18 protein-coding genes and 1 tRNA gene are annotated in these 17,146 nt (G+C 61.8%); 13 read left to right on the top strand and 6 right to left on the bottom strand.

Annotated features, from left to right (window positions below; all coding sequences use genetic code 11):
- The first annotated feature begins 92 nt into the window (after positions 1-92).
- The 3 genes from IVB22_RS26510 (at position 93) to IVB22_RS26500 (ending at position 2,366) form a co-directional block, all read left to right on the top strand.
- Positions 93-626 (top strand): cupin domain-containing protein, encoded by a 534-nt coding sequence (locus IVB22_RS26510; RefSeq protein ID WP_247520194.1) that lies wholly within the window; start codon positions 93-95, stop codon positions 624-626.
- A 616-nt stretch (positions 627-1,242) separates the two neighbouring features.
- Entirely contained in the window at positions 1,243-1,875 is a 633-nt protein-coding gene (locus IVB22_RS26505; RefSeq protein WP_247520193.1) for a Crp/Fnr family transcriptional regulator, read from the top strand.
- Positions 1,876-1,988: 113 nt separating this feature from the next.
- Positions 1,989-2,366 (top strand): response regulator, encoded by a 378-nt coding sequence (locus tag IVB22_RS26500; RefSeq protein ID WP_247520192.1) that lies wholly within the window; start codon positions 1,989-1,991, stop codon positions 2,364-2,366.
- Positions 2,367-2,386: 20 nt separating this feature from the next.
- On the opposite strand, the gene IVB22_RS26495 is transcribed toward IVB22_RS26500, so the two are convergent.
- Both IVB22_RS26495 and IVB22_RS26490 read right to left on the bottom strand, forming a co-directional pair.
- Complete coding sequence (locus IVB22_RS26495) at positions 2,387-2,692, bottom strand: hypothetical protein (RefSeq protein ID WP_247520191.1); 306 nt, start codon at positions 2,690-2,692, stop codon at positions 2,387-2,389.
- A 183-nt stretch (positions 2,693-2,875) separates the two neighbouring features.
- Positions 2,876-3,079 (bottom strand): hypothetical protein, encoded by a 204-nt coding sequence (locus IVB22_RS26490; protein WP_247520190.1) that lies wholly within the window; start codon positions 3,077-3,079, stop codon positions 2,876-2,878.
- Between the two features lie 314 nt (positions 3,080-3,393).
- Here IVB22_RS26490 and IVB22_RS26485 point away from each other — a divergent pair, with 314 nt between their 5' ends.
- Positions 3,394-3,567, top strand: coding sequence for a hypothetical protein (locus IVB22_RS26485; protein ID WP_247520189.1), 174 nt, complete (start codon positions 3,394-3,396; stop codon positions 3,565-3,567).
- A 48-nt stretch (positions 3,568-3,615) separates the two neighbouring features.
- On the top strand, positions 3,616-5,238 hold the full coding sequence (locus IVB22_RS26480) for a DUF1254 domain-containing protein (protein WP_247520188.1): 1,623 nt from the start codon (positions 3,616-3,618) through the stop codon (positions 5,236-5,238).
- 140 nt (positions 5,239-5,378) lie between these two features.
- Here the strand turns inward: IVB22_RS26480 and IVB22_RS26475 are convergent, their stop codons facing one another.
- Together IVB22_RS26475 and IVB22_RS26470 are read right to left on the bottom strand one after the other, a co-directional pair.
- Positions 5,379-5,687: a hypothetical protein gene (locus IVB22_RS26475; protein ID WP_247520187.1), complete on the bottom strand. Its 309-nt coding sequence runs from the start codon at positions 5,685-5,687 to the stop codon at positions 5,379-5,381.
- Positions 5,688-5,875: 188 nt separating this feature from the next.
- On the bottom strand, positions 5,876-6,409 hold the full coding sequence (locus IVB22_RS26470; protein ID WP_247520186.1) for a Dps family protein: 534 nt from the start codon (positions 6,407-6,409) through the stop codon (positions 5,876-5,878).
- Between the two features lie 123 nt (positions 6,410-6,532).
- Here IVB22_RS26470 and IVB22_RS26465 point away from each other — a divergent pair, with 123 nt between their 5' ends.
- The 5 genes from IVB22_RS26465 (at position 6,533) to IVB22_RS26445 (ending at position 12,596) form a co-directional block, all read left to right on the top strand.
- On the top strand, positions 6,533-7,237 hold the full coding sequence (locus IVB22_RS26465) for a class I SAM-dependent methyltransferase (protein WP_247520185.1): 705 nt from the start codon (positions 6,533-6,535) through the stop codon (positions 7,235-7,237).
- 81 nt (positions 7,238-7,318) lie between these two features.
- Positions 7,319-7,394 (top strand) — tRNA-OTHER (locus tag IVB22_RS26460).
- A 294-nt stretch (positions 7,395-7,688) separates the two neighbouring features.
- On the top strand, positions 7,689-11,153 hold the full coding sequence (carB, locus tag IVB22_RS26455) for a carbamoyl-phosphate synthase large subunit (protein ID WP_247520184.1): 3,465 nt from the start codon (positions 7,689-7,691) through the stop codon (positions 11,151-11,153).
- 217 nt (positions 11,154-11,370) lie between these two features.
- Positions 11,371-11,844: a transcription elongation factor GreA gene (gene greA / locus IVB22_RS26450; RefSeq protein ID WP_247520183.1), complete on the top strand. Its 474-nt coding sequence runs from the start codon at positions 11,371-11,373 to the stop codon at positions 11,842-11,844.
- 341 nt (positions 11,845-12,185) lie between these two features.
- Positions 12,186-12,596, top strand: a complete 411-nt coding sequence (locus IVB22_RS26445) for a DoxX family protein (protein ID WP_247520231.1) — start codon at positions 12,186-12,188, stop codon at positions 12,594-12,596.
- A 133-nt stretch (positions 12,597-12,729) separates the two neighbouring features.
- On the opposite strand, the gene IVB22_RS26440 is transcribed toward IVB22_RS26445, so the two are convergent.
- Positions 12,730-13,209, bottom strand: coding sequence for an Lrp/AsnC family transcriptional regulator (locus tag IVB22_RS26440; protein WP_028350193.1), 480 nt, complete (start codon positions 13,207-13,209; stop codon positions 12,730-12,732).
- Positions 13,210-13,486: 277 nt separating this feature from the next.
- Between IVB22_RS26440 and trxB the strand changes: the two genes are divergently transcribed.
- The 3 genes from trxB to IVB22_RS26425 all read left to right on the top strand — a co-directional run bounded on the left by trxB (position 13,487) and on the right by IVB22_RS26425 (position 16,889).
- Entirely contained in the window at positions 13,487-14,452 is a 966-nt protein-coding gene (gene trxB, locus IVB22_RS26435) for a thioredoxin-disulfide reductase (protein WP_247520182.1), read from the top strand.
- Between the two features lie 2 nt (positions 14,453-14,454).
- Positions 14,455-15,378 (top strand): LysR family transcriptional regulator, encoded by a 924-nt coding sequence (locus IVB22_RS26430; protein ID WP_247520181.1) that lies wholly within the window; start codon positions 14,455-14,457, stop codon positions 15,376-15,378.
- A 578-nt stretch (positions 15,379-15,956) separates the two neighbouring features.
- Positions 15,957-16,889 carry a 4-hydroxy-tetrahydrodipicolinate synthase gene (locus IVB22_RS26425; protein WP_247520180.1) on the top strand — a complete coding sequence of 311 codons (933 nt, stop codon included), beginning with the start codon at positions 15,957-15,959 and terminating at the stop codon, positions 16,887-16,889.
- Between the two features lie 63 nt (positions 16,890-16,952).
- On the opposite strand, the gene IVB22_RS26420 is transcribed toward IVB22_RS26425, so the two are convergent.
- Complete coding sequence (locus IVB22_RS26420) at positions 16,953-17,093, bottom strand: hypothetical protein (RefSeq protein WP_247520179.1); 141 nt, start codon at positions 17,091-17,093, stop codon at positions 16,953-16,955.
- Positions 17,094-17,146 lie beyond the last annotated feature (53 nt).

Raw genomic sequence — 17,146 nt, 5'->3', positions numbered from 1 at the left:
TGGGCAAAGCGAAAGCGTGCCCACCATTGCTTGCGGAGTGCTTGATGGTGGGCACGCTTCGCTTTGCCCACCCTACGATTTCGGAGACAACCATGTCCGTCGTCAGCGCCGATATCGAGCCCCTCACCTTCGTCTTCGAAGACGACGGCCTCGTGCCCAACAATCCCCTGCCGTTCCTGGTCTACAAGGGCGCGGTCGATGTCGCCAACGATCATCCGGAGAAGACCATCGAGGGGCTGTTCGGCGCCAATGGCTGGGGCGCGATGTGGCGTAACGGCGTCTACGATTATCTGCACTATCATTCGACCGTGCATGAAGCACTCGGCGTTGCCCGTGGAAGTGCGCGCGTGCAGTTCGGTGGCGACGCCGGCCAAGCGCTGGAAATTTCCGCCGGCGACGTCGCAATCCTGCCTGCGGGCACCGGCCACCAGTTGATCTCGGCCAGCGCGGATTTTTGCGTGGTCGGCGCCTATCCGCCGGGACCGCCGATGCAGATCACGCGGCCGACGCCGGAGAACCATGCGAAGGCATTGAAGACGATTCCGGAAGTGAAGCTGCCGAAGACCGATCCGGTACGCGGCGAAGATGGCCCGCTGGTCCGGCTGTGGAAGCGGAGCCGAGCTTAGGCGGACCGGCGCTCACCTGGGCGGCCGTAATTCACCGTTCGTCCAGCCCACGGCGTCGGACCGGAGCGGATCGGAGGCCAGCGTAGTGGTTTCGGTGTGGCCGCATTTTGCACATTTGAACGTGCGTTGCTCCAGGCCTTCCGGTCCATCCGAAACGGCGGACGTGATCATCAGTGCCTGGCAATCGGGACAACGCGGACGGCTTATTGGCGAGAGCTCTGGAGGCGGTCTTTCCGTGCCGAACATGACATTCACCCGGTGTTGGGGTCGAACCTGTCGGCGGGTCGCCAATGTGTACGCCGACAGCCATTCACGAGGCCGGAATTGCGGGCTTTCGATCGCCCCCTTCCGGCACTTTCAATCAGAGTTACAAACGCATTCCCCCACAAATATATCCGCCAAACTGTCTGGTACCCGACATCACCCAGAATTAATTAGCTATTGCCGGTACTTGCGCCCATAATGGGCCCTATCGCCGATCTGTTCCAAGGCATCGGCGACAGAGAGAGAGAGAGTTGAAGTTCCCGCCTAACTCGCGCTGGTGCTCCTCGTGGCCGCTGAAAATCATCTCTTAAATTTAGTGGATGCTTCGGCGCTGGCCCTGCTGAAACCGCACATGCGGACGATTTCGATCGAACATGGCGAGCTGCTCCACAGCTCGACGTCTGACATCGAGTTCGCGTATTTCCCGCGCTCCTGCATCATCTCCGTGCTCGCCAGCACCGAGCAGGGCGCGACCGCCGAGACATCGATCGTCGGCCGCGAGGGCATGATCGGATCGTCGGCCATTCACGGCATCATGACGACGTTTGCGGATTCGGTCGTGCAGGTCGCGGGCGAAGCCATACGCATCCCTGCCGCGGAAGTTCATCGTGTCGGGCGTGAGAACGAAAGCTTTCGCAAGACCGTCGCGCTGTTCGATCTCTCCTTGCTCGCGCAATCGCAGCAATCGACCGCCTGCCAGGCGCTACACCAGGTGGAGAACCGCGCCGCGCGCTGGCTCCTGCAGTGCCGGAAGCGGCTGGGCAGCAACGACATCCGCCTCACCCAGGAATTCTTCGGGCAAATGCTCGGGGTGCAGCGCACGACGATCAATCTGGTCGAGCGCACCCTGCAGACTGCCGGTCTCATTCAGATCGGCCGAGGCCGCATCTCCATCCTCGACGCCAAAGGATTGCAGGACGTCTCATGCGACTGTTACGAGCGCATCGAGCGGCGGTATGAGGAGCTATTGGGCCCTCTCGCCTAAATTTCTTCCTGCTTCCGGAACGAACGGGCCAAGACTGTGTTGGCGTCTCGCGGTAGTGTCGGAGTCCCGACACTTGAAGGCACTTGCCCTGCCCAACCAAGACGTCGGTCCTGATGCAGCCAAGCGCTAGCAAGCGGCCTGTCGTGCTCATTGTCGAGGACGAATTTCTGGTCCGGATTGGTACCAGAGCCGCCGTCGAGATGGCGGGATTTGATGTCCTGGAGGCCGGCGATGCGGACGAAGCCATCGCTATTCTTGCGGCCCGCAACGATATTCGTCTCATCTTTACCGACGTTCACATGCCGGGTTCGATGGACGGGCTTAAGCTCGCCCATTTCGTCAGAGACCGCTGGCCGCCGGTCAAGATCGTGGCAACGTCAGGGCGTATCCGGATCACCGATGGCGACCTGCCCGAGGGCGGGCGCTTTTTGCCCAAGCCTTACTCCGCTGGGGAGATCACCGCGACGCTTCGCGAATTAATCCAAGGCTAGATGCGCCAGCATCGCTGCCGTCATCCTTGGCTGGCGATCGGCAAGTTCGAGTTAACTATAACAGCCGGCGCCTGCTCGCCGGACGACAGCCGCATCGCGGCGACCCGGGCGACAAAAAGCCCGATGACGAGATTTGCCCGTTCGGTCTCCAGTCTGTCGCGGATCGGCCCGATCGGCTCGGTCGCGCACATGGTCTTGATGCAATCGAGGGTGCGGGACAATGAATCGACCACCGCCAGTATCGGTTCGATGGATGGCGGTGCCGCCGCCAGCGGCTCCGATACGGCTTCAGACTTCGGGCCCCGAAATTCAATTACTTTCTGCATCATTCGATCCCAAACCAGAACAGCCGGTAACGCACGGCCCGATAGCACCCGCGTCATCCTGCACGGGCTCATCGGGCGGTTTTCATCATAGCGACGCCTCGCGCAGGCTCGCTTAAATTGATTATCGGAATCTTGCAGTACCATCTAAAGACGCGCGCTTTTTTCGCACATCTTTGCCCGCGGCTAGAGATACGCCGTATAGGAACTGATCCACACCAGGATCGAGGCGAGCAAACCGATCACGCCCGCTTTGTCGGAAAAGGCGGTGGCGCTGCCGGACATCCCCAGACGAAGGGAATCGCGGCTCATCCCGTCAGGTATCGAAATCACCGCCGGGAAGACAGTCGCGCCGCCGAGCGCGGTGGTGCGCGCCAGCGTCCCGGACACGGCGACCTGCCCCTGACCGATGCGCTTCGGAATTGTCGTGATCCTGGCGTGATAGATGCGGCCCGGAACGTTTGTTTGTGCTAACGTAATGCTCGTGGAGGTGGTCGAAGACGCCCTTCAAATGATAGCTCTATAGCATCTCTTTCCAGCATCTGTTTTTTGAAATCTGCAGACGCCATGTGCGTTTGTGCAGTCGACGTAGCACATTGCATTGCATACGCGATTTCTTGCTCTTGCACACGCGGCCTCTCTCGCTCCGGCGCTAGAGTGCTTTCACGCCGTTCCGTCGCATTTTGTAAAAGGAATGGATGTCCATGCGCATTGCCAAATTGATTCAGATTTTCGGAATGCTCGCCGCAACCGCGACGTTGTGCGGGGCCGAAGCAGCGATTGCTCAGCAAGCGGCAGCACCGTCCTCCATGAAAACAATCGGCGCGCCATCTGCTTCAGCCGCCGAACGCAACCTTGATTTGAAGCAAGCAAGCTGAACGGAGCCACGCAAACACTGACATCCTGACATCAAAGGGAGCGACAATATGAAACAATCTACCGCGTTGTTAGTCGCAGCGCTTTTCTGCGCGATACCCGCTCTGCCTCAGACGGCCGCGGCTCAAGCTCCTGCAATCCCGCCGATACTCGTCACCCCGGACACCGTCGACACGCGCATCGGCAAACTCGAATTCAAGGATGGTGCGCCGAGCGTGGCAACTGCCGAGAAGGTCTACGATACGCTGGACTTTACCCGGGGCCTTGACGCGTTTCTCAACAGTTATGGCGGTGCGTCCGCCTACGCGATCCGTAAAGGCCTTCTCAGCATTGGCGCGGAGGACAATACGGTCACCATCTACCCCGAACTGATGGACGCGAAGTCGCTGTTTCTCACGGCCAATGCCGACACAATCTATTACTTCAGCATCGTGGACCTCACGAAAGGCCCCATGGTGGTCGAACAGCCGACGAAGGGGCTTGGGACCATCAACGACATGTGGTTTGCGTGGATCATCGACGTTGGCTTCCCCGGCCCCGACCGTGGCGAAGGCGGAAAGTACCTGCTGTTGCCGCCTGGCTACGACGGACCGGTCCCGGAAGGTGGCTTTTACATAGCGCGATCGAAGACAACCCGGGTGATCTATGCCGCGCGCGCGTTTCTCACGGACAACGATCCGAAACCGGCCGTCGAGAACATCAAGAAGACGATCAAGATTTATCGGTACACTCCGGGCGGCGTTGGCACGAGTATCGCGACAGCGCTCGAAGGCAAGGTCAGGCTCGAAGGCAATCCACAAGTTCCGCCAACCAAGTTCGTGGAAGCCAGCGGGAAAGCGTTCAATACGATTCCCCCAAGCGACTATTCGTTCTTCGAGATGATCGACGCCAACATCCAGCAAGAGCCGGCAGACTCGTACAATACCGAGCTTGCCGGACAATTGGCGGCCATCGGGATCGTAAAGGGAAAGCCGTTCAACCCGGACGCCCGTATGCGCAAGATTCTCACCGACGCGGCTGCGGTCGGGAATGCTGCCGGACGTGCACTCAACTGGCGCTTCAGTGCGGCTCACCCTGATTGGGCGTACTACCCCGGATCGATGTGGGGCAACATGTTGTGGCAGGGTGGCGCAAATTTCGAGACGCCGCCGCCGCTGATCACCAAGGAGGGTTTCTTCAAACCCTTCCCGGCGACCGGTGCGCGAACCCTCGACTCGAAAACCGCGTTCTACTACGCCTACACCCTCGACTCCCCTGGCATGATCATGCGTGTTCCGCGTGTAGGCTCGCAATATCTGATGGGCTTCCTGGACGCCGACAAGAATGACCTCGACGGCGGCAAAACGTACAAGGTGACGCTGCCGAAAGGCATTCCCGCAGCCGCCTTCTGGTCGTTCACACTTTACGACAATCAGTCGCGCTCGATGCTCGACACCCCGCAACGCTATCCGCGCGCCGGCAGCCAGAGCTATCCGTCGCCCGCCGCCGAAGCGGGCGACGACGGCTCGACGACCGTTTATTTCGGTCCGACCCAGCCGGCGGGCGTGAAGCGGGGCAACTGGATTCAGACCATGCCCGGCAAGGGATGGTTCACGCTGCTTCGTCTCTACAGCCCGATTGAACCCTTCTTCACAAAGGAATGGCGGCTGAGCGAGATCGAATTGGTGAAGTGAGGGTCACGCGCCTCTGTTGACCGAAGACTGAAGCGCCGTCGATCCTGCCCGCAGGCGATGACACATGGAAGCCACCGGCGATCGTGGCGGCAACTGCGTTCATTCCATCCTGGCAACTAACGGCGAAATCACGCCGGGCATCACCTGGCCCACTGTCCCATCTGTAGGCACGTCAGCAGACTAACGTAACTTGGCGTGCCACCGATGCTCTCTTGCGAGATGCAACTTACCCGGCCAGGCGCGGGGAATTTCGACCACTGGCCCGCGAGCTGCTTCCGCGCTCTTTGTTCATCGTTCATGCAGCTCTTCATCGACTGATCAACGGAGAGACCGGCGGTGGCGGCAAGGTCGAGCTTGCAACTCCGGGCAATGTCGAATTTCGGCACGCCATCTGCGACCGCAACGATCAACTGCGAGTTCAAGACGATCATCGAGAAGGAGATTGGCATTGCACGCCTCCCGCTAACCTCGCGCGTCAGCATCGTAGCGGAACCCGCCCGGGAAGCTACCCTTTAATTTGGAATTTGGGCATTGCACGTCGATGCGAAGATCGACCGGAGACGGCGAGAACATCCGATCGGGCGGCGCTTCGCGCCACCCGTTGACGACCCCACCCTCCCGCAAGGGAGACGGTGAATCACGCCGCGTTGGCGCCTTCCTGGCGGCTGGCTTCGAACAGGAACCAGGTGCGGCGCTCGGTCTCGTCGATGAAGACTTCGAGCAGGCTTGCGCTGCCGGAATCCTCATGATCCTCGCAAAGCTTGTGCGCTTTGCGCATCGCCGCCGCCATGTGCTTGTTGTCTTCCATCAGTTCGCGCAGCATTTCGCGCGGCGGCACATAGGCCTCGTTGTTGTCCTGAATGGTCTGCAGCTTGGCAATCTGCCCGATCGAGCGCAGCGTAGTGCCGCCGAGCTTGCGTACCCGTTCGGCGAGCTGGTCGGTGGTGGCGAAAATCGCCTCCGACTGCTGGTCCAGCATCAGATGATAGTCGTTGAAATGCCGGCCGCTGACGTGCCAGTGGAAGTTCTTGGTCTTCAGGTAAAGCGCAAAGGCATCCGCCAGCAGCGTGTTGAGGGATGTCGAAATCTTCTCGACGGCGGCCGCCGGCAGATCGGTCGGCGTGTCGAGTTCGGGCGATACCTTGCCGGATTTGTTGTTGGTTTTGCTCACGTTGCACCTTCCTGTTAGGAACCGGACTCTGGCGGCGGTGGACATTGGCCGTCGGACGACCTAACGCATCACCTTCAGGCTGGTTCCGGTGCCGGAACCTGCTGCTTTACCGGACGCGCGCGCATGGATGAATGGATCGACTATTACGATTCCACGCATACGATTTATGCGAGCAAGCTGCATCGCGACCTGCATTTCCAGATCATCGCGCGCGACATCATCGGCTACATCTCCTCGCCCGACTCCGTCGTGCTGGACTACGCCTGCGGCGAGGCGCTGTCCGCCGCCAGGGTGGCCGACGCCTGCGCCAAGCTCTATCTGGCCGAGCCCGCCCCCGGTGTCCGCGGCCGGCTGATCGCGCGCTTTGCGCCGAACACCAAGATCCGTGTCCGCTCGCTCGAGGATCTCGCGCGAATGGCAGAAAGCTCGGTCGATCTCGTCGTGATGAATTCAGTCGCGCAATACATGACGCCGCAGGAACTGGATTCCGCTTTTGCCGTCATCCGCCGGCTATTGAAGCCCGCCGGACGCCTGGTGCTGGGCGACATCCTGCGGCCGGACGTCGGCATGGCCAGAGACGTGCTGGCGCTCCTGAAATTCGCAAGGACCCACGGCTTCCTGAGAGACGCTCTCTACGGCCTCGCTAGCACCGCGCTGTCGGATTACCGGCAGCTTCGCACTCGCGTCGGGCTGCAGCGCTACGGCGAGAACGAGATGATCGAGAAGCTCGCCCGGGCCGGCTTCTCCACCTCGCGCGCGCATCAGAACATCGGCCACAATCCCTGGCGGACGACCTTCGTGGCCCGGCACGCTCTAAAGCTCAATTAAGTCCTGCCGCGCCCTAAGGTTGTTAACCCTAAAGCGCAGTAGGGTATGGATCACCGCGCCGTGATGAGCAATTATTGCCGCGGCCCGGTGGCGGAAGCGACGACGCGGGAGCAGTGCAATGCTCTTTATCCTGGTTCAAATCCAGGCCGGGCCTCCACGCTTCGCCCTGACGGGCTACGCGTGGCGCAGCCACGCGGAGACCGTCAGGTCGGAGCGTGTCCGGCGTAGCTTGAGCGTAGCGAAAGCGTAGACGGACCGGGGCCGCCCCAAAGCTCGTAGACCGAGCGGCAAATCCCTGAATTTCCCCGTTGATGGCCCGTCTTTGGGGGTTTCGCGGGTGCGGAATCTGGTCTAAAGACCACCGGCGCGCGAGGGTGACCCGCGCTCTTGGCTTAGGGGACGCGCAGCATGCGCGCCCTTTTTTTGTGCCTAAAATCCAGTCTGAGAGCTGATGCCCAAAAGAACAGATATCTCCACCATCCTGATCATCGGCGCCGGTCCCATCGTGATCGGCCAGGCCTGCGAATTCGACTATTCCGGCACCCAGGCGGTGAAGACGCTGAAGGAAGAGGGCTACCGCATCGTCCTCGTCAATTCCAATCCGGCCACCATCATGACCGACCCGGAACTGGCTGACGCGACCTATATCGAGCCGATCACACCCGAAATCGTCGCCAAGATCATCGAGAAGGAACGCCACGTCATCCCGGGCGGCTTTGCGCTGTTGCCGACCATGGGAGGCCAGACCGCGCTGAACTGCGCGCTGTCGCTGCGCCGCCAGGGCACGCTCGACAAGTTCGACGTCGAGATGATCGGCGCCACCGCCGACGCCATCGACAAGGCCGAAGACCGCCAGCTGTTCCGCAACGCCATGGAGAAGATCGGCCTGCAGACGCCGAAATCGCGGCTCGCCAACGCCTCAGGCCTGAAGAAGTCCTACCGCGACAAATACCTGGCCGAACGCGAGAAGCTGTCCGGCGCCGCGCTGGAAGAGTGCGAGCGGCAATGGACGCTCGGCGAGAACGAGCGCCGCAAGCGCTACCAGGAGCACGCGCTCGGCGAAGCGCTGATGGCGCTGTCCGAGATCGGGCTGCCCGCGATCATCCGCCCCTCCTTCACCATGGGCGGTACCGGCGGCGGCATCGCCTACAACAAGGAAGAGTTTCTCGACATCATCGAACGCGGCCTCGACGCCTCCCCGACCAACGAAGTGCTGATCGAGGAATCCGTGCTCGGCTGGAAAGAGTTCGAGATGGAGGTGGTGCGCGACAAGAAGGACAATTGCATCATCGTCTGCTCGATCGAGAACCTCGATCCGATGGGCGTGCACACCGGCGATTCCATCACGGTAGCGCCGGCGCTGACGCTGACCGACAAGGAATACCAGATCATGCGCGACGCCTCGCTGGCGGTGCTGCGCGAGATCGGGGTGGAGACCGGCGGGTCCAACGTGCAGTTCGGCGTCAATCCCGACGACGGCCGCATGGTGGTGATCGAGATGAACCCGCGGGTGTCGCGCTCCTCGGCGCTCGCTTCCAAGGCCACCGGCTTTCCGATCGCAAAGGTCGCCGCCAAGCTCGCGGTCGGCTACACGCTCGATGAGATCGCCAACGACATCACCGGCGGCGCCACGCCCGCCTCGTTCGAGCCGACGATCGATTACGTGGTGACCAAGGTTCCGCGCTTTGCGTTCGAGAAATTTCCCGGCGCCTCCACCACGCTGACGACCTCGATGAAGTCGGTCGGCGAAGTCATGGCGATCGGCCGCACCTTCCAGGAGAGCCTGCAGAAGGCGTTGCGCGGGCTCGAGACCGGCCTGACCGGGCTCGACGAGATCGAGATCGAGGGGCTCGGCCGCGGCGACGACAAGAATGCGATCCGCGCAGCCCTGGGCACGCCGACGCCGAACCGCCTCCTGCAGGTGGCTCAGGCGATGCGGCTCGGCTGGTCGAACGAGGAGATCTTCAATTCCTGCAAGATCGATCCGTGGTTCCTCAGCGAGATGCGCGGCATCGTCGACATGGAAGCAAAGGTCAAGGCGAACGGCCTGCCGCCGAACGGCTACGGCATGCGCATGCTGAAGGCGATGGGTTTTTCGGACGCGCGGCTGGCCGTGCTGTCCGAGTCCACCGAGGCCGAGATCACCGCAAAACGTCACGCGCTCGGCGTTCGCCCCGTTTTCAAGCGCATCGACACCTGCGCCGCGGAGTTCGCCTCCCCCACCGCCTACATGTATTCGACCTATGAGGCACCGTTCGCGGGTTCGCTCGCGGATGAGAGCGCGCCGTCGGACAAGAAGAAGGTCGTCATCCTCGGCGGCGGCCCGAACCGGATCGGCCAGGGCATCGAATTCGACTATTGCTGCTGCCACGCCTGCTTCGCGCTCGCCGATGCCGGCTATGAGACCATCATGGTCAACTGCAATCCGGAGACGGTGTCGACCGACTACGACACCGCCGACCGGCTCTATTTCGAGCCGCTCACCGCCGAGGACGTGCTGGAGATCATCGCGACCGAACGCCAGAACGGCACGCTGCACGGCGTGATCGTGCAGTTCGGCGGCCAGACCCCACTCAAGCTGGCGCGGGCGCTGGAAGCGGCCGACGTGCCGATCCTCGGCACCTCGCCCGACGCCATCGACCTCGCCGAAGACCGCGACCGCTTCAAGCGCGTGCTCGACAAGCTGCGGCTGAAACAGCCCAAGAACGGCATCGCCTATTCGGTCGAGCAGGCGCGGCTGGTGTCGGCCGATCTCGGCCTGCCGCTGGTGGTGCGCCCGTCCTATGTGCTGGGCGGCCGCGCGATGCAGATCATCCGCGAGGAAAACCAGCTCAACGATTATCTGCTCGGCACCCTGCCCGAACTGGTGCCCGGCGACGTCAAGGCGCGCTACCCGAACGACAAGACCGGCCAGATCAATACCGTGCTCGGCACCAATCCGCTGCTGTTCGACCGTTATCTCTCCGACGCCACCGAGATCGACGTCGACTGCCTGTGCGACGGCCAGGACACCTTCATCGTCGGCATCATGGAGCATATCGAGGAAGCCGGCATTCATTCCGGCGATTCCGCCTGCTCGCTGCCGCCGCATTCGCTGGATGCGAAGATGATCGAGGAGCTCGAGCGCCAGACCCGCGAACTGGCTCTCGGCCTCGACGTCGTCGGCCTGATGAACGTGCAATATGCAATCAAGGACGGCGAGATCTACGTGCTCGAGGTCAATCCGCGGGCCTCGCGCACCGTGCCGTTCGTCGCCAAGGTGGTCGGCACGCCGGTGGCGAAGATCGCCGCACGGATCATGGCCGGCGAGAAGCTTGCGGATTTCAAACTGAAGAAGAAGCAGCTCGGCCATGTCGGCGTGAAAGAGTCCGTCTTCCCGTTCGCGCGTTTCCCCGGCGTCGACACCGTGCTCGGTCCGGAGATGCGCTCGACCGGCGAGGTCATGGGCATCGACCGTTCGTTCGAGGTGGCGTTCGCAAAAAGCCAGCTCGGCGGCGGCACCCGCGTGCCACGCAAGGGGACCGTGTTCGTCTCGGTACGCGAGAGCGACAAGAACCGCATCGCGGAGGCGGTACGCTTGCTGCACTCGCTCGGCTTCAAGGTGATGGGCACATCAGGTACCCAGCGCTTCCTTACCGACAACGGCATTCCGACCGAGAAGGTTAACAAGGTGCTGGAGGGACGGCCGCACATCGTCGACGCCATCACCAATGGCGACATCCAGCTCGTTTTCAACACCACCGAGGGGCCGCAGGCGCTGGCGGACAGCCGTTCGCTGCGGCGGGCTGCCCTCTTGCATAAAGTGCCGTATTACACCACTCTTTCAGGAGCTGTGGCGGCCGCCCAGGGCATTCGCGCCTATCTGGGCGGGGACCTTGAGGTCCGCACCCTGCAGAGTTACTTTTCCGAAAACTGATCGTTAGAGGGGCAAAATGCCCGCTAAACGATTGGCAATAAAGCCGTATGGCAGGAACTCACCGCTCGTTTGGATGTTGAATCGGCCCTTGAACGGGCCGAAATTAGTAGGCTGGCAGGGCTCATATGGGGCCATGAAAGCCCGAATCGAAATCTAAAAAATGCCTCGTGCGCGCAACGCCCTGGGCGGCGCGCACGATGGAAGGACGGAAGAGATGATGGAAAAGGTACCGATGACCGCTGGCGGCTATGCCGCCCTCGAGATCGAGTTGAAGAAGCGCCAGTCGGAGGATCGTCCGCGCATCATCGAGCATATCGCCGAGGCGCGCTCGCACGGGGATCTATCTGAGAACGCGGAGTATCACGCCGCCAAGGAAGAGCAGTCGCACAACGAAGGCCGCATCGCCGAGCTCGAAGACAAGCTCGCGCGCGCTGACGTGATCGACATCTCGAAGCTCTCGGGCGACACCGTGAAGTTCGGCGCCACCGTCACGCTGGTCGACGAAGACACCGAGAAGAAAACGGTGTGGCAGATCGTGGGCGAGCCGGAAGCCGACGCCAAGAAGGGCCGTATCTCGATCACCTCGCCGATGGCCCGCGCCCTGATCGGCAAGAAAAAAGGCTCGACCGTGGAAGTCGTGGCGCCGGGCGGCGCCAAGGCCTACGAGATCACCAAGGTCGAGTGGCGATAGTCACCTGTGAGTTACTGTTGCGACAAAGCCGCGTTTCGACGCGGCTTTTTTATTGGCTCCGTCCTGACAGGATTGTGAGTGGCGATGCGGCGGGATTGCAGCGTACTGATTTCGACAATGGTTATATACTATAAGCAATCGGAAAAGGTCGCCCGGGTGGGATTATGCTGAAAGCTCTCTTGCTGCGCTGCAATCGCAGCAAGACCGTCAGGCGGTGACACGCAACGGGAATGATTCAGGTTCACAGGTGTTGTGTCGGCATCACACGCAATCGGCCAACACCGTGTAATGTTGTGACGCTAAGTTCTAGCATATCAAACAAGGGGGACGACATGGACCAAATCGACAGGATGCTCGCGAAATGGCAGCCGACGGCGCTGAGCCTGTTTCGCTTCATCACCGGACTGCTGCTGTTTCAATTCGGCGTCGCGAAGATTCTGAAGTTTCCGGTAATTCCGGAGGGCAACGCTTACGCCTTCCTCAACAAGGTGCAACTGATGTCGCTATCGGGAGCCGCCGGTGCGATCGAGTTGGTTCTGGGCGGGCTTTTGCTGGTCGGACTGTTCACACGGCCCGTCGCCTTCATTCTTGCCGGCGAGATGGCCTTTGCTTATTTCATCGGTCATGCGCCGAGGAATTTTTTTCCGCTCATCAACGGCGGCACGCTCGCGATCCTGTTCTGCTTCGCCTGCCTCTATCTCTCGACTGCAGGCGGCGGACCGTACAGCGTCGACGCGATGCGGAAGAAGTAAGTCGAGACTCGTGGACTCGTAGCGGACTCGTAGGGTGGGCAAAGACGCGGCTTCGCGTCGTGCCCACCATCACGACATTGCTCTGAATGGTGGGCACGCTTCGCTTTGCCCACCCTACGAAAATTTTGAGCCCTCAGCCCGCCACCTTCACATCGAGCGGCACCGCCGCCTCATATTTCGAATTGTGCAGCACCAGCGACGTCCGGACGTTGCGCACGTGCGGTGCTGCGGTCAGGTGCGTGACGAAATCCTGGAACGTCGCCATGTCGGGCGCGACGCATTTGAGGATGAAATCCACCTCGCCCGACAGCATCCAACATTCCCTCACCAGGGGCTCGGCGCGGACGAAATCCTCGAAGGCGCGCAAATCCGCATCCGCCTGGCTGGACAGATGGACGGACGCAAACACGGTGACGTCGAAGCCGAGCCGGCGCGGATCCAACAGGCCCCGATAGCCCTGGATGTAGCCCTCTTCCTCCAGCGTGCGGACCCGGCGCAGGCAGGGTGGCGGCGAAATGCCGACGCGCTTGGCCAGTTCCACGTTGGTGATTCGGCCGTCCGCCTGGATCTCGGCGAGGATTCTGAGGTCGATTTCGTCAAGATTCTTCGACACGCGCGTCGGGTTCCTTAATTTTGGCTGCGCTGGCAGGCCCTACTGGCAACTCTCTTAGCGCACGGCGCGTCGTTTGCGCAATTTTATTGCGCGTGCAACGCCACATTTCGCGATTGTTACTTCAGTTCCGAGGAAAATTCGCTGGGATGAATTGCAATTCTTGCATAGCTACCCAGATATCTTAGACTTGGATTTGACACTTTCAGCGCCCGCGACCTCCTCCGGGCGCTTTCTGCACAGTCATAAACAAACCCCCGAATAAGAGAGGGATCCGCCGATGCCCGCGCCTATCCATGCCAAGGTCGTCATTATCGGTTCCGGCCCCGCCGGTTACACCGCGGCGATCTACGCGGCGCGCGCGATGCTGGAGCCGGTGCTGATCCAGGGCATCCAGCCAGGCGGACAACTCACCATCACCACCGACGTGGAAAATTATCCAGGCTTCGCCGACGTGATCCAGGGTCCCTGGCTGATGGAGCAGATGGAGAAGCAGGCGGCGCATGTCGGCACCAAGATCGTCACCGACCTCGTCAACAAGCTCGAACTGGCGCAGCGGCCGTTTCGGCTGACCTGCGACAGCGGCGAGGTCTATCTGGCGGAAACCGTGATCCTCGCCACCGGCGCGCAAGCGCGCTGGCTCGGCATCGCTTCCGAAGAAAAGTTTAAGGGCTTTGGCGTCTCGGCCTGCGCGACCTGCGACGGCTTCTTCTACCGCGGCAAGGAAGTCATGGTCGTCGGCGGCGGTAACACCGCGGTCGAGGAAGCGTTGTTCCTCACCAATTTCGCCTCGCAGGTGACGATCGTTCATCGCCGCGATCATTTCCGCGCCGAGCGCATCCTGCAGGATCGCCTGTTCAAGAACTCCAAGATCAAGGTGGTCTGGGACTCCGCGATCGACGAAATCTGCGGCACCGAAAATCCTGGCAAGGTCACCCATGTGCGCCTGAAGAACGTCAGGACCGGCACGCTGACCGATGTGCCGGCCGACGGCGTCTTCATCGCCATCGGCCACGCGCCCGCAACCGACCTCGTCAAAGGCCAGATCAAGCTGAAATCCTCCGGCTATGTCGAGGTGGCGCCGAACTCGACCGCCACGTCGATTCCCGGCCTGTTCGCCGCCGGCGACGTCGCTGACGAAACCTACCGGCAGGCGGTCACGGCCGCCGGCCTCGGCTGCATGGCGGCCCTTGAGGCCGAGCGTTTCCTGGCTTTGCGCGCGAGCGATCGCGCGGCGGCAGAATAATCATGCCTAGAACACGGGACGGATCATCGGACATGGATTGGGACAAGCTGAAAGTCTTTCACGCGGCTGCAGAGGCGGGAAGCTTTACCCACGCCGGCGAACAGCTCGGGCTTTCGCAATCGGCGGTGTCGCGGCAGGTCAGCGCGCTGGAGCAGGAGCTCGCGGTGTCGCTGTTTCACCGCCATGCGCGCGGGCTCATCCTGACCGAACAGGGCGACTTGCTGTTCCGCACCGCGCATGACGTGTTTATGCAGCTGCAGGCGGCGCGCGCCAAGCTCACCGACAGCCGCGAGCGGCCGAGCGGCGACCTCAAGATCACGACACCGCCTGCGCTCGGCATCAACTGGCTGATCCCGCGGCTCGACGAGTTCACCGCGCTCTATCCTGATATACGCATCTCGCTGATCGTCACCGACGAGGATCTCGATCTGTCGATGCGCGAAGCTGACGTGGCGATCCGGACCCGCAAGCCGACCCAGCCGGACCTGATCCAGCGAAAGCTGTTCTCGATCGGCTTCCACGCCTATTGCTCGCCCGAATACATCAAGCGCTTCGGCACGCCGCGCACCCTCGACGATCTCGACTCGCACCGCATCATCATGCTGGGCGACGCGCAGGTTCCGCCGCATCTGCAGAACCGGAGCTGGCTGATCGACGCCGGCCGCAACGGCTCGGGCCCGCGCGAAGCCTATTTCAAAGTCAACAACATCTTGGGGCTGGTCCGCGCCTGCCAGCAGGGGCTCGGCATCGCCGCGCTGCCCGACTACCTGGTCGAGGAAAACAACCGCCTGGTGCAGCTGTTCGGTGAAACCGACTCGATCGCGATCGACACCTACTTCGTCTATCCCGAAGAGTTGAAGACGGTCGCACGCGTGCAGGTGTTCCGCGACTTCGTGGTGAGCAAGGCGCAGCGCTGGCCCTCCTAGAGCATGATCCCCGGACAAACGCTTCGCGTTTGTCCCGAGGGGAAAGTGTTTTCCGAGAAGATTATGCTCCATAAGAAGCTTGGCGCGGGTGACGTTTCGTCATGCCGCTTTTGCGGATTAGCTTATTTTATAGAGGGCCCGCTCACCGCATGACTGACATGCGGCTCGGACGGTTGCCGCACAGCACTGATGAGGATCATAGTACTCGAACGCTGAGCGGTCGCGTCGCGCATATGTCCCCCTCCTCCAGTGGCGCGGCGGTTCAGTAATCCCTCTTGGAAGGTGATTGTGTCGGCCTCACGTGGCCAATACCTCAAGCCGGGCTCTCTGGGCCCGGCTTTTTTTTGCGCACGCGTCATGGCGCTGCGCGGATTGACATTGAGGTCCTCTGCCACCATCATCCGCACATGATCACGAGTTCGTGCGCAGCTTTGTCGTCGAAAAAAGGTCCCCACCTGGGGACCCGAGATCGACGCGCGCGCTAGACTGCCGCAACCCGCGATCCCGAAAGCCCCGCCGTCTGGACGGGGTTTTTTTATTGGTCCCGTCTCCGGCTCACCCCATGAGGAGATGGAACGATGACTACCCCTTCGACTGACGATCTGGCGAGCCGCCTGCAGGGCCTGTGGCTGCCGCTCATTACACCGTTTCGCGACGGCGAACTCGACGAGGCGTCGCTACGCCGGCTCGTCAGGCACTATGCGGCCGGCCCGGTCGACGGCTTCATTCTCGCGGCGACGTCGGGCGAAGGCATGTCGCTCCGCACGGGCGAGCTCGAGCGGCTGGTGACGGTGACGCGCAGCGAGCTGTCCGGCAGCGGTCGCCACCTGCCGATCCTGCTGGGCCTGTCCGGCGCCTCTACCGCGAAGCTCCTGGATGCGCTGGATGACACGGCGACCTGGCCGATCGACGGTTATCTGATCGCGAGCCCCTATTACATCCGTCCATCGCAGCGCGGCCTGTTGCAGCACTTCACCGCGCTCGCCGATCACGCCTCGTGGCCGATCGTGCTCTACAACATCCCCTACCGGACCGGCGTCAGCCTCACCAACGAGACGCTGCTGCAGCTCGCCTTGCATCCGAACATCGCGGGCATGAAGGATTGCGGCGCCGACCGCGCGCAGTCGATCGACTTCCTGAGCCGGCGACCACCCAACTTTGGCGTGCTGACCGGCGAGGACGCGCTGTATCACGAAGCACTCGCCGACGGCGCCGACGGGGCAATCCTGCTGTCGGCGCACCTGGAGACCGACGCCTTCGCATCGGTGCGGACACTGTTGAAGAAGGGCGATCGCGACGGCGCGCTGGCGTGCTGGAAGGCAATATCCGGGTTGACCCGGCTGCTGTTCGCCGAACCGAGCCCGGCGCCCGCCAAGTATTGGCTGGCACGCGGCGGGCTGATCGACAGCGCCGAGGTTCGCCTGCCGATGGTGGAGGTGAGCGCGGAGCTCGCGGCGTTGCTGGACGAGGAAATCGAGCGACGTAGGCCACCGCTGTTGCGTCGGGCCTGAACGTCGCGCCAGGAGAGATGGCCGGCACCGCTCGCCTTGGATGGCGAGCGGAAGCAATGCGCTTTAGCTGATCAGCAGGCGATAGGTCAGCACTGGCGCGAAGCCGAGCACCATTGCCCAGATGGCGAACGACGACACCAGGAGAACGTCATGCGCGCGCTGGGCGTATTCGCTGACCGGATATTTCTTGTTATGCGTGATCATTGTCATTCCCCCCGTGATGTTTCCTTGGGAGAAATACCTACAGATAAAATTTT

The sequence above is a fragment of the Bradyrhizobium sp. 190 genome, from assembly GCF_023073415.1.
GTDB lineage: Bacteria > Pseudomonadota > Alphaproteobacteria > Rhizobiales > Xanthobacteraceae > Bradyrhizobium.
The sequence above is the reverse complement of the archived record's forward strand: the minus strand, read 5'-3'. Positions and strand labels throughout refer to the sequence as shown.